13 protein-coding genes are annotated in these 12,092 nt (G+C 60.3%); 5 read left to right on the top strand and 8 right to left on the bottom strand.

Features of this window, described 5'->3' with window-relative positions:
- Positions 1 to 40 precede the first annotated feature (40 nt).
- Together AC0V6Z_RS02170 and aroC are read right to left on the bottom strand one after the other, a co-directional pair.
- Positions 41 to 1,039: a fatty acid desaturase gene (locus tag AC0V6Z_RS02170; protein ID WP_472639781.1), complete on the bottom strand. Its 999-nt coding sequence runs from the start codon at positions 1,037 to 1,039 to the stop codon at positions 41 to 43.
- 268 nt (positions 1,040 to 1,307) lie between these two features.
- Positions 1,308 to 2,384 carry a chorismate synthase gene (aroC, locus tag AC0V6Z_RS02165; RefSeq protein ID WP_472639780.1) on the bottom strand — a complete coding sequence of 359 codons (1,077 nt, stop codon included), beginning with the start codon at positions 2,382 to 2,384 and terminating at the stop codon, positions 1,308 to 1,310.
- Positions 2,385 to 3,045: 661 nt separating this feature from the next.
- On the opposite strand from aroC, the gene ruvA reads away from it, so the two are divergent.
- Together ruvA and AC0V6Z_RS02155 are read left to right on the top strand one after the other, a co-directional pair.
- On the top strand, positions 3,046 to 3,654 hold the full coding sequence (ruvA, locus tag AC0V6Z_RS02160; protein ID WP_472639779.1) for a Holliday junction branch migration protein RuvA: 609 nt from the start codon (positions 3,046 to 3,048) through the stop codon (positions 3,652 to 3,654).
- The gene (locus AC0V6Z_RS02155; RefSeq protein WP_472639778.1) at positions 3,654 to 4,052 is read left to right on the top strand and encodes a hypothetical protein; all 399 of its coding nucleotides are present in this window, start codon (positions 3,654 to 3,656) and stop codon (positions 4,050 to 4,052) included. The genes ruvA and AC0V6Z_RS02155 overlap by 1 nt, the downstream gene beginning before the upstream one ends.
- A 160-nt stretch (positions 4,053 to 4,212) precedes the next feature.
- Here AC0V6Z_RS02155 and AC0V6Z_RS02150 read toward each other — a convergent pair whose 3' ends face one another.
- On the bottom strand, positions 4,213 to 4,611 hold the full coding sequence (locus AC0V6Z_RS02150; RefSeq protein WP_472639777.1) for a GIY-YIG nuclease family protein: 399 nt from the start codon (positions 4,609 to 4,611) through the stop codon (positions 4,213 to 4,215).
- A gap of 87 nt (positions 4,612 to 4,698) precedes the next feature.
- Here AC0V6Z_RS02150 and AC0V6Z_RS02145 point away from each other — a divergent pair, with 87 nt between their 5' ends.
- The 3 genes from AC0V6Z_RS02145 (at position 4,699) to AC0V6Z_RS02135 (ending at position 6,447) form a co-directional block, all read left to right on the top strand.
- Positions 4,699 to 4,911 (top strand): hypothetical protein, encoded by a 213-nt coding sequence (locus tag AC0V6Z_RS02145; protein WP_472639776.1) that lies wholly within the window; start codon positions 4,699 to 4,701, stop codon positions 4,909 to 4,911.
- Entirely contained in the window at positions 4,908 to 5,966 is a 1,059-nt protein-coding gene (gene ruvB, locus AC0V6Z_RS02140; protein WP_472639775.1) for a Holliday junction branch migration DNA helicase RuvB, read from the top strand. The genes AC0V6Z_RS02145 and ruvB overlap by 4 nt, the downstream gene beginning before the upstream one ends.
- Before the next feature lie 229 nt (positions 5,967 to 6,195).
- A complete protein-coding gene (locus AC0V6Z_RS02135) occupies positions 6,196 to 6,447 on the top strand; it encodes a hypothetical protein (RefSeq protein WP_472639774.1) in 252 nt (83 codons plus the stop codon).
- A gap of 135 nt (positions 6,448 to 6,582) precedes the next feature.
- On the opposite strand, the gene AC0V6Z_RS02130 is transcribed toward AC0V6Z_RS02135, so the two are convergent.
- The 5 genes from AC0V6Z_RS02130 to acnA all read right to left on the bottom strand — a co-directional run bounded on the left by AC0V6Z_RS02130 (position 6,583) and on the right by acnA (position 11,998).
- On the bottom strand, positions 6,583 to 6,936 hold the full coding sequence (locus tag AC0V6Z_RS02130; protein ID WP_472639773.1) for a hypothetical protein: 354 nt from the start codon (positions 6,934 to 6,936) through the stop codon (positions 6,583 to 6,585).
- Between the two features lie 81 nt (positions 6,937 to 7,017).
- Positions 7,018 to 8,073, bottom strand: coding sequence for a hypothetical protein (locus tag AC0V6Z_RS02125; protein ID WP_472639772.1), 1,056 nt, complete (start codon positions 8,071 to 8,073; stop codon positions 7,018 to 7,020).
- 105 nt (positions 8,074 to 8,178) lie between these two features.
- The gene (locus tag AC0V6Z_RS02120; RefSeq protein ID WP_486176426.1) at positions 8,179 to 8,751 is read right to left on the bottom strand and encodes a rhodanese-like domain-containing protein; all 573 of its coding nucleotides are present in this window, start codon (positions 8,749 to 8,751) and stop codon (positions 8,179 to 8,181) included.
- Positions 8,752 to 8,856: 105 nt separating this feature from the next.
- Positions 8,857 to 9,297, bottom strand: a complete 441-nt coding sequence (locus AC0V6Z_RS02115) for a rhodanese-like domain-containing protein (RefSeq protein WP_472639770.1) — start codon at positions 9,295 to 9,297, stop codon at positions 8,857 to 8,859.
- 28 nt (positions 9,298 to 9,325) lie between these two features.
- Positions 9,326 to 11,998 (bottom strand): aconitate hydratase AcnA, encoded by a 2,673-nt coding sequence (gene acnA, locus AC0V6Z_RS02110; RefSeq protein ID WP_472639769.1) that lies wholly within the window; start codon positions 11,996 to 11,998, stop codon positions 9,326 to 9,328.
- Between the last annotated feature and the right edge of the window lie 94 nt (positions 11,999 to 12,092).

Raw genomic sequence — 12,092 nt, 5'->3', positions numbered from 1 at the left:
ATTGCGCACCTCACCGTCTTGGGACTTCCGCGTTCTTTGCTCAGATTGAGAGCCGTTTGGCCTCGCGAAAGCTGATCAATTTGCGGCGATCCTCATCCCATAGCGCCAGCCACATTGAGCTGACCGCTTCGCGCGGGCCAACGCGGTTGACTTCTGCCAGCTCCGGGTGTGCCTTTAGCGCGGTGGGCAGCCGGTAGAACGGGATGCGGCTGACCAGATGGTGGATGTGGTGGATCGCGATATTGCCAGTGAACCAATTCATCACGGCTGGCAGGTGTAGATAGGAACTGCCGCCAATTGCCGATTCGTGATAAGACCAGTTTTCGCGCGTGTCCCAATGCGCATCCTCAAACTGATGCTGGACATAGAACAGCCATACGCCAACCGATGCGGCGGTCAGCAGCACTGGCAGGAACACGATTGCGGTCACATAGGCTCCAAAGATCAGGCCCAGCGCAATGAGCAGCGCTGCGGCAACGGCATTGGTGGCCAGGGCGCTGATCCAATAGACCCATCCATCCTTCATCAGCCCAATCGGCAGGCGGTGCCTGAGCAGGAACAGATAGGCCGGGCCAATGCCCATCAGCACAATCGGATGGCGATAGAGCCGGTATCCAAACCGCCCAAGCCAGCTCTTTGCCCGGTATTCGCGCACGGTCAGCGTATCGACATCGCCAAACCCGCGCGCATCGAGGTTGCCCGTGCTGGCATGATGCAGTTCGTGGCTGCGCCTCCAGCAATCATAGGGGGTCAGCGTCAACACGCCGATGGAGCGGCCGAGCCAGGTGTTGGCGGTCTTGCTCTTGAAGAACGATCCATGCCCGCAATCGTGTTGAATGATGAACAACCGCAGCAGCAGCATTCCTGCCAGCGGAGTCAGCGCAAAGGCAATGGTATGACCGGCCTGAACCGCGAACAGCATCGCACCCAGCAGCGCCGCAAATGGCACAAAGGTGGAGGCCACTTCCCAGATGCTGCGCGAGACGCGCGGCGTCCGGAACGCCGCCAGCTCACGGGCCAGAGCGCGCGGGTTGATCACTCGTTCAGCCTCTTCGGCGGTGGTTACAGGGGCTTACCAGAGCTTACCTCCTCCAGGCCGTTGGCCGAGCTTTCAAGGTGGTGGTCTGAGTGCTGAGAAGGGGAAGAGCGGATGGGGATACCTGCTTGTTCGTTGGAGGGGGACAAAGCGCCGTGCTAGCTAGCCAATGGCGGGTGATGTGGCAATCGGCGTTGGTCGAAAGCCAAGGCCATTTGGTAGTGTTCACGCCGTTCGCACTGCGCGCTGATCTGTATTGCAGGCCCGCATGCTATGCGCCGCCCACCTGGGCACGGTGCAGCAGCTTGTGATCGGCCAGCACCAGCGCCATCATCGCCTCCACCACCGGGGTTCCGCGAATGCCGACGCAGGGATCGTGCCGCCCCTTGGTGCGGACCTTGGTGGCCTCTCCATCAGAGTTGATCGAGTCCACTGGCGTCAGGATCGAGCTGGTTGGCTTGAACGCCGTGCGGCACACCACAGGCTGCCCGGTTGAGATGCCCCCTGCTGTCCCGCCCGCATGGTTGCTCGCATACTCAGGCGTGCCATCCGCGCCCGGGCTCATCGAATCGGCGTTTTGCTCGCCGCTCAGCCGCGCTGCCTCGAACCCATCGCCAATCTCAACGCCTTTGGTCGCGTTGATCGTCATCATCGCGGCGGCCAGATCGCTGTCGAGCTTCGCATAGACCGGCGCGCCCCATCCGGCAGGTACGCCTTCCGCGACGCATTCGACCACTGCGCCCAGCGATGATCCATCCTTGCGCGCCCTATCGACCAGCTCTTCCCAACGTTTCGCCGCCCAGCTGTCTGGGCACCAGAACGGATTGCCTGCGATCTCGCTGAGGTTGAGCGCCTCACGGTCGATCCTGTCCCCGCCCAGCTCGCACACGAAGCCGGTGATGGTGACCTCTGGGATGATCAGCCGCGCCACCGCGCCCGCCGCCACTCGTGCCGCGGTCTCGCGCGCGCTACTGCGCCCGCCGCCGCGATAGTCACGGTGCCCGTATTTCGCATCATAGGTATAGTCCGCATGGCCAGGGCGATAGCTCTTGGCGATCTCGCCGTAATCCTTGCTGCGCTGATCGGTATTTTCGATCATCATGCTGATCGGCGTGCCGGTGGTTTTGCCTTCGAACACGCCAGAAAGGATCCGCACCAGATCGGCCTCTTTGCGCTGAGTGGTGAACTTGCTCGTGCCCGGCTTGCGCGCGTCCATGAACGGCTGAATGTCTGCCTCGCTCAGCGCAATGCCCGGCGGGCACCCGTCGAGCACCACGCCCAATGCCGGTCCATGGCTCTCGCCCCAAGTGGTGAAGCGCAATGCGCGTCCGAAGGTGTTCCAACTCATAGCCGCCCAATTCGCCAATCTCGCCGCGTTTGTCCACCTTTGGCTGCGCGTCTGTTCTGGTTGCATGGCTACCGTTACTTCCACCCGTCCACCCGGATTGTGTCCCGGTAGGCTTCGGGTGGAAGGGTGGAGGGCGCAGGCGGCTCGGTTCATCGCGCGTGACGCACGCTTGGAGCGGCTGGAACACAGTCTAGAAGAAGAAAAGCAATCGATCACCGGTGCTCCCATTGATCGGAAATTCCGATTAAGCGTGAAAGGTGCGAAGAGCGGGGCGGTTTGCATGGGCAGGTTTATAGCGATCGCCCCTGAGGTAGGAAAATGGGGTTTGTTGTTCCGCAGCACATCCGTGCTGCGATATCCTCGCGGCTTGCGGACAAGTCCGCGCCGCTGCGGGCGGGCAGTCGCCCTTGCGGTCGGCTGATCGCCGACCGTGCTCCGCGACCAAGCCGCTGCGACCGGCCTGGAATGGTTCGGCGAGCGACCAGCGAGCCGCAAGCGCGACCGCGCGTCGGCCGATAGGCCGGAAGCCTGAGTGAGCGGACGCGAACAGCCGGCGCTGGAGGCCAAACAAAAAACCGGCGCTTGCGCAAAACAAACAACTTCCTCTGGTCAAAGCCGCGCGGTTAAGGCAGGAACAAACCATGTCCAAGGGAACACGAATATGATCGCGAAATTATCCGGACGCCTCGATGAAACGGGCGAGGATTGGGCCATCGTCGATGTTCAGGGCGTGGGCTATTTGGTCCATTGCTCCACGAAAACGCTCGCCGCGATGGGCGAGGTGGGCGAGGCCTGCACGATCCACACCGATTTGCAGGTATCCGAGAACGATATGCGCCTGCTTGGCTTTGCCGAAAGCGCAGAGCGCGATTGGTTCCGCTTGCTCACCACCGTTCAAGGGGTGGGCAGCAAAGTGGCACTGGCGATCCTTTCTGCCCTGTCGACCGGCGAAGTGCGCGATGCCTGCGCAGGCGGCGATGCGGCCACAGTCGCGCGGGCGCAGGGCGTGGGGCCAAAGCTGGCAAGTCGGATCGTTAACGAGCTGAAAGATAAGGCCGGCGCGCTGCCCGGCGGTGGGATTGCGGGAGCGCCGGTTGGTGCGGTCTCACAAGCAGGCGGCGCAAGCGCGGACGCGGTGAGCGCGCTGGAGAACCTCGGCTTCAAACCAGCGGTCGCGGCGCAGGCTGTGGCCCGCGCGCAAAGCGAGCTGGGCGAGGATGCAAAGGAAGGCGATCTGATCCGGGTGGCACTGAAGAAGGCGGCGGGGTGATGGAGGAGTCGACCAAGCTACCGTTCATCGTGATCGGTGGCGCGTATTCTGCCGCGATCATGGTCCTATTTCTCAAACTTGGCGCGTTTGATGAACCCTTGGATTTGTTATCTATCGCATTCATCGTAGGTCTGGGATTTTGGGTGATTTTGCCGATTGGAATTGGCATTTGGTTAGGCCGTAAATTCGCTACGGAATGGGTTACCATTCTCTTGTACTCCGCCGTGATCTTGGTCGCAGCATTGGGCTACTATCTACAATGGACAGGTTTGTTTTCAGTCGAACCCGATCCGTTAAATGCGATCGTGATGCTTATCGTCCCAGCTATGCAATGGCTGGCTGTGGGGATTTTGTTCTGCGTTGCATATTGTTTGGACCGTTATGTCACGAAGTCTTGATCATCCGTTCCAGAATTTTCAAGTTCGCCATCTTGCGTATGGTTGTACCGACCAAGCTTCGCTTTCAACTTTTTTGCAAGGGCAATGGCCCCCGGATCAAGCCCGGGGTGACGATAATGGAAGAGTTGCCACATCACCTCCCTGTCATCCTGAACTTGTTTCAGGATCCATCACCATCACCATCACCATCACCATCGCCACGCAGAGGCAAAGGCTCAAAGCCCAGATCAACCGCCAAGTCTCGGCAATGCGGGTTGGCATCCTCGATCAGATTGATCTTCCATTGGCGGCGCCAGTTTTTGATCTGTTTCTCGCGGGTGATGGCACCGTCCATTGCGCCGAAGACCTCAAAATGAACCAATCGGTGAACCGCATATTGGCTGGTGAAGCCTCCAGTGATTCCCTCGCGGTGCTGCCAAAGGCGCGCGGGCAGGTCAGAGGTAACACCCGTGTACAGCGTGCCTCGGTATCCGCTTGCCAGAATGTAGACACAGGGTTGGATATCGCGCTTCACAAGGTGCCTTGTGACGGGCGATGGATGCTGAAACAAGTTCAGCATGACGGCCCGAACTCTGTGCACTCAATATGACCACCAAAGGAACACTCATGCTTTGCTCCAGCAAAACGGCTATACGGTGAATCCGTTTTGACGCAGGACAATGACCTTCGCCCTGGATTGAACATCCCGCGCTGGCTCTTGCCATTGCTGGCGGGCGTGGTGGTGGTCGCCTTTATCCTCGGCGCGAGCGGCGCGGTTGAAATCTCTGGCAAAAGCGAGTGCGAGGAGGCAGGGGGCACATTGCTTGACGGGCCGGGCGTGCGCGACTGCATCATGCCACAGGAAGAGGAGGGCGCATGACCGAAGAGACACCGATCCATTCGCCTGACCGGCAGCCGGACGATCCGGATGCGGCGCTGCGCCCCAAATCGCTTAAGGAGTTTATCGGCCAAGAGGCCGCGCGCGATAATTTGCGCGTGTTCATCGAAAGCGCGAAATCGCGCGGTGAGGCGATGGACCACACGTTGTTCTTTGGCCCTCCGGGGCTGGGTAAGACCACGCTGGCGCAGATCGTCGCTAATGAGCTTGGCGTGGGTTTCCGTGCGACCTCTGGGCCGGTAATTGCAAAGGCCGGCGATCTCGCCGCGCTGCTCACGAATCTAGAGCCGCATGATGTTCTGTTCATTGACGAAATTCACCGGCTGAACCCGGTCGTCGAGGAAGTGCTCTATCCGGCAATGGAGGACCGCGCACTCGATCTGATCATTGGAGAGGGGCCGTCTGCCCGCAGCGTGCGGATCGACTTGCCGCCGTTCACTTTGATCGGTGCGACCACGCGCCAAGGCTTGCTGACGACGCCTTTGCGCGATCGGTTTGGCATTCCGGTTCGGCTCAATTTCTACACCCATGATGAGCTGGATCAGGTGGTGACGCGCGGGGCGCGGCTGCTGGGTCTGAACATTGATAAACAGGGCGCGCGTGAGATCGCTCGCCGATCGCGTGGGACGCCTCGGGTGGCTGGCCGCTTGCTACGCCGTGTGCGCGATTTTGCCCATGTCGCGGGCGAGGGCACGGTGACGCGCGCGGGCGCGGACAATGCGCTCACCCGGCTGGAGATTGACCGGCTGGGCCTGGATGCGATGGACCGGCGCTATCTCACCATGATTGCAACCACTTATAAGGGTGGTCCGGTGGGGGTGGAGACGCTGGCGGCGGGTCTCGCAGAGCCGCGCGACACGGTGGAGGATGTGGTCGAACCATATCTGATCCAGCTTGGCCTGCTGGCGCGGACAGCGCGCGGCCGGGTGCTCAATGATGGCGGGTGGGAACATCTGGAAATGACCCCGCCAGCGCCCACGGCTGCGAATCGGGCTAGCGGCGATGGCCAGCCCAGCATGTTTGGCGAAGGCGATTAAGCGCGTCAGGCTAACTCAGCGGCTTACTTAGTCCGCATATTCGGTGTCAAACTGGGACAGGCCCTCTGAAAAACCACGCTTTTGGCGGGATTTTCAGCGTTAGCCGCTGTGATTCATGGTTAACCGCGTTGTGCACGGCCCTGCCCAAGCATCATGAGAAGATTGGATTTGGTGAAGGAGCGGATGGGCCGCCTCTTAACCGCCCACGCAAATGCAAGGTTCGTAACTCATGTCGATCAAACTGGCCGCAGCTAAGCTATCAGCCACCGCCGCAGGGCTCGCCCTGATGACCGGGGGCGCCGTGCGAGTGGCAGAGCCGATGAACACGGATGATCCGCAGTTCACCACCAATATTGATGGGAAGCTGGTCGAAACCCGCACCCGTCTGGTGAAGGGCGAGCCGCAACTGATCAAGACACGCACGCGTCAACTGCCTCCACCGGAGCAGCGCCGCTCAGCGTATCGTAGAGCGCACGATTGAGTGCCAGCCAGAACAGTCTGGCTTTGGTGGTCCGAACGCTGCATCAGGCGCTGGTGCAGTCGCTGGCGCTGGTGCAGGCCGCATTGTGCAGACTTATTTCGATCCAGCTGAGTGCCCGCCCATCGCTCAGGTTGCTTACGCTCCAGCGCCGCTTCCACCCTTGCCGCCAATTCGCGGCGGGGGCAGCGCGGCTCCGATTGTAATCGGCGGCAGCGGCGGCTTTGGTGGTTTCGGCGGCGGCTTTATTGGCGGCGGGTTCTTCGGCGGCGGCGGTTCGTCGAGCGGTGATGTCTCTGTGGTCAGCACTACGACTTCTGGCGGCGGCACGACCAGCGATGGCGTTTCATCCTCTGGCGACATCATTATTGATATCGACAATTCAACCTCGACCACATCGTCTTCGGGCGTGGTTACCTCAACCAGCTCTAGCGGTGAGATCACCTCGTCTACCGGCGCGGTTTCGACCTCGACGTCTAGCTCTTCGGGCAATGTGTCTTCTTCGACCGGTCAGGTCAGCACATCGACCGGACAGGTGAGCTCTTCTACGGGTCAAGTGAGCAGCTCTACTGGTCAGGTGTCGAGTTCAACCGGCCAGGTTTCAAGCTCTTCTGGCAATGTTTCGTCGTCATCGGGCAATGTTTCGTCGTCGTCGGGCAACGTTTCAAGCTCGTCTGGGAATGTTTCGAGTTCATCCTCGTCATCGTCGAGTTCTTCGAGCTCTTCCAGCTCGTCTTCGTCTTCTTCCAGCAGCTCATCCGGCGGCGGTAACACCTCCACTGGCGGCAACACTTCGACTGGTGGCAACACTTCAACTGGAGGGATGACTTCAAGCGGCGGTTCGAGCAGTGGCTCCTCCTCAGGTTCGTCTTCGGGCAGTTCGTCCGGATCGTCCTCTGGTGGCAGCAGCTCAGGCAGCTCGTCTGGTTCGAGCAGTGGCTCTTCATCGGGTTCATCTTCGGGCGGTTCCAGCGGCGGTAGCAGCTCAGGCAGCTCGTCTGGCTCGAGCAGCGGCTCTTCATCAGGTTCGTCATCAGGCGGTTCCAGCAGTGGCAGCTCTGGCGGCGGAAGTGGCTCTTCGACAACAACCGGGGGCATGACCTCAACCGGTGGCAGCTCAGGCGGATCATCGTCCAGCTCTTCCTCCAGCTCGTCTTCTTCGTCGAGCAGTTCGTCTTCATCGGGCGGCAGCAATGGCGGCTCTAGCGGCTCCAGCTCTGGCTCGTCTTCAGGTAGCTCATCCGGTTCATCGTCAGGTGGCAGCAGCTCCGGCGGCGCATCGTCCAGCTCCTCGTCTTCGGGCAGCAGCTCTTCATCGAGCAGCTCATCCTCATCCGGCGGCAGCACGACGTCTGGCATGTCGACCAGCGGCGGCAGCACCTCGGGTGATATGACCAGCAGCACCAGCTCTTCGTCGGGCAGCTCGTCTTCGTCGTCGAGTTCTTCAGGCTCCAGCTCTGGCTCGTCATCGGGCGGCTCAACCAGTTCAAGCAGCAGCTCTTCGAGCTCGTCATCGTCTTCGTCGAGCTCCAGCAGCTCTTCGGGCGGCACCAGCAGCGGCACAGAAGTCCCTGCACCGCCGATGACAGTACTGTTTGGCTTGGCGGCAGCCGCGATCCTGGGCCGCAAGAAGTTTCGGATTAAGCGCGGCGGCTAAGCCTCGCTATTGAGCCTTCGCGCTCACACGATCTCCTGATGAAAAGGGCGGTTCCGCGTTGGGGCCGCCCTTTTTCATTACGGGGTGGCTTGCTCTGGGATTGGCTGAAGCTGCGCAAACATCGGCTCGCCCGTCCATGGAACGTCCGCGATCGGCATCACGCCGTCCAACTCCCACACGTTGTCATAGCCATAGCCGACCAGATTGATGAAGGTCGGGATGTTGAGTGCGAGCGGCGCTGCCTTCAGGCCGATTGGTTCGACATTATCGCTAAAGTTGTTGTTGCAATAGATGTAGATCGGACGATCACGGTTTTCGCCGATCACCTTGGCCAATTTCTCCTCGGTAAAATCCGAAAACGGCAGGTTCACTGCGCCTTCAATATGGCCAAGCCGGAACGCTTCGGCAGATCTGGTGTCGAGCAATAGGGCACCATCGGCGAGCGCTTGCTTCAGAAACTCATCCTTGGGCAGAAGGCGCCGCTCTCGCAGCTCAGCAACTTCTGCTGTGAGCGCGGCAAAAGCGGGAAAGTCGATTTGTGGAGATGAACTCTCCAACACGTCGGGCTGCGGCTGCGTTTGATCTTGGGCCGAGGCACCTGCCGTGGCCACCAGTGCAAGCATTGGTGCAGTCATCAGAAACAGTCGCATGAAATCATCCTCCCAGAAGCATTTCTGGAAAACTGCGCTCACGCGGCTGACTTTATCGTGAATGGCGATGATGCGGCCGGTTTGCGGTCGGCCAAACCCTAGAGGTTACGGCGTCGTCTCTGGCTTGTTCGCCTCACGCCAGGCGATGATGCCGCCGCCCAAATGCTGGGCTGGTTCGCCAGTGTGCGCCGCGAGCTTTTCGGCTGCAATCCGCGACCGGCGACCCGAACGACAGTAAAGCACGACTTCCTGGATGTCGTGCTGATCGAGCTTAGCAGGATCAAAATCATCGAGCATGATGTGTTCTGCGCCGGGTATCATGCCCTCAGCCACCTCCTCGGCGGTGCGTACATCTATGAGGCGGAGATGGCCGCTTTCCATGAAGATGGCGAGTTCCTCGACGCTGAGGTCGACCACAGCAGTTTCCGGGGCTGCATCGGTTGCGGCCTCGGCGCTCGCATTTTCCGTTGCTGCATCCGCCGCCTGTTCTGATGCCTCAGATGTGCAAGCAGCAAGGCACAGGCTCGCCGCCATGATCGAAATCATTGCTGTGCGAGCCTGCGCGTTTGCTTTCTTAGCTTGCGAGTTTGCGCAGAACGTAATGGAGGATGCCGCCGTTGCGGTAATATTCCATCTCGTTCGCGGTATCGATCCGGCACAGCGCGGTGAAGCTGAAGGTACTGCCATCGGCGCGTGTCACGTCGATTGTCACGTCCTGGCCCGGGGTCAGATCGGCCAGACCGCGAATGCTGAAGCTGTCGTCTGAGCCAAGGCCCAGGCTCTTGCGCGTGTCGCCGTCCTTAAACTGCAGCGGCAGAACGCCCATGCCGACAAGGTTCGAACGGTGGATCCGCTCAAAGCTCTCGACGATCACAGCGCGCACGCCGAGCAGGATGGTGCCCTTTGCCGCCCAATCGCGTGAAGAGCCGGTGCCATATTCCTTGCCGCCGACCACGATCAGCGGAGTGCCGTCCGCCTTGTGCTTCATGGCGGCATCGTAAATCGGCATTTGCTCGCTGTTGTAGGTGGTCTCGCCGCCTTCGACGCCCGGGACCATCTCGTTCTTGATGCGGATGTTGGCGAAGGTGCCGCGCATCATCACATCGTGGTTGCCGCGGCGTGAGCCGTAGGAGTTGAAGTCTTTCTTCGCGACCTGATTGCTGTTGAGATAGGAGCCAGCGGGGCTGTCTTCCTTGATCGCGCCAGCGGGCGAAATGTGATCGGTGGTGACCGAGTCGCCGAGGATCGCGAGCGGTTTTGCCCCTTCGATATCGGTGATTGGCGCAGGTTCCATGCCCATGCCTTCGAAGTATGGCGGGTTGGCGACATAGGTGCTGCCCGCGCGCCATTGATAGGTGTCGGATGGCTCAACTGTGATTGCCTGCCAGTGCTCATCGCCGTCATAGACGTTGGCATAGCGGTTTTCGAACATCGAACGGTCGATATTGGCCGCGCGGTGCTCGGCAATTTCCGCATTGCTTGGCCACAGATCGGCCAGCATCACATCATTGCCATCCTGATCCTGGCCCAGCGGGGTGGCGGTGATGTCTTCAGTTACCGTGCCTTTCAGTGCATAGGCGACGACCAGCGGCGGCGATGCGAGGAAGTTGGCGCGCACATCTTGCGAAACGCGGCCTTCGAAATTGCGGTTACCCGACAGGACAGAGGCCGCGACAATGTCATTGCCGTTGATCGCCGCGCTGATTGGCGCAGCGAGCGGGCCAGAGTTACCGATGCAGGTGGTGCAGCCATAGCCGACGAGGTCAAAGCCGATGGCATCGAGATCATCTTGCAGGCCAGATTTGACCAGATAGTCTGTCACAACTTGGCTGCCCGGTGCGAGGCTGGTCTTCACCCAAGGCTTAGGCAGCATGCCGCGCTCATTCGCCTTTTTCGCGACGAGGCCAGCGGCGATCAGCACGTCCGGGTTGGATGTGTTGGTGCAGCTGGTGATCGCGGCGATCACGACGTCGCCGTCGCCAATATCGTGGTCTTTGCCGTCAACACCGACGCGAACCGGCGCGTCTTTCTTATACGTGGTCTTGAGGTCGCCATTGAACAGCTCGTCAACCTCAGGAAGGATGACCTTGTCCTGCGGACGCTTCGGCCCGGCCAGGCTTGGCACCACCGAACCCATGTCGAGCGAGAGCGTATTGGTGAACACTGGCTCATTCGCCGGGTCGAACCACATGCCTTGCTCTTTCGAATAGGCTTCAACCAGAGCGATGTTTTCTTCTGAGCGGCCGGTGAGCCGCATGTAGTCGAGCGTTTTGTCGTCGATCCCGAAGAAGCCGCAGGTCGCGCCATATTCCGGCGCCATATTGGCGATGGTCGCGCGGTCAGCGAGTGTGAGGTTGGCAACGCCCGGACCGTAGAATTCAACAAAGCGGCCAACCACGCCCACTTCGCGCAGCATTTGCACGCAGGTGAGCACCAGGTCGGTGGCGGTGATGCCTTCGGCCATGCGGCCTTCCAGCTTAAATCCGACGACCTCCGGGATCAGCATGGAGATCGGCTGACCGAGCATAGCGGCCTCTGCTTCGATCCCGCCAACGCCCCAGCCGAGCACGCCCAGGCCGTTGATCATGGTGGTGTGGCTGTCGGTGCCAACGCACGTGTCAGGATAGGCGACCATCGCGCCGCTGGTATCCTTGCTCGACCATACGCCTTGGGCGATATGCTCCAGGTTCACCTGGTGGCAAATGCCCGTGCCGGGAGGAACCGCAGAGAAGTTCTCAAAGCTCTTCGAACCCCATTTGAGGAAGTCATAACGCTCCGCATTACGCTCATATTCGAGTGCCATGTTGGCTTCCATCGCTTGTGGATGGCCAAACTCATCGACCATAACCGAGTGATCGATCACGAGATTGACGGGAACCTGCGGATTGATCTTGGCGGTGTCGCCGCCCAGTTCTTTGATCGCATCCCGCATCGCGGCGAGGTCCACCACGCACGGCACGCCAGTGAAATCTTGCAACAGCACGCGGGCCGGGCGGTATTGGATCTCATTACCGGTGACCGGGTTGTTCTGCCAGTCGACAATCGCCTGCGCATGCTCGCGGCCAACGGTGAAGCCCTCATCTTCAAAGCGCAGCATGTTCTCCAGCAGCACTTTTAAAGAAATCGGCAGCTTGGAGACGTCGCCCAATTGCTCGGCCGCTTTCGCGAGCGAATAATAAGCGTATTCAGTGCCGCCAACATTGAGGGTTGAGCGGGTTGCGAGCGTGTCCTTGCCGACCTGTGTCATCGAGGCGTTTCTTCCTTGTCTGTGGTGTGTTCCGGGCGGTTTCCGCGCCGGAGAAATGTCTGCTGGATCACCTGCTAGACCTTGGCCGCTAGGT

This window comes from Erythrobacter sp. SN6-5 (genome assembly GCF_057364945.1).
Note: the sequence above shows the minus strand (reverse complement) of the source record. Positions and strands in the feature narration are given on the sequence as shown.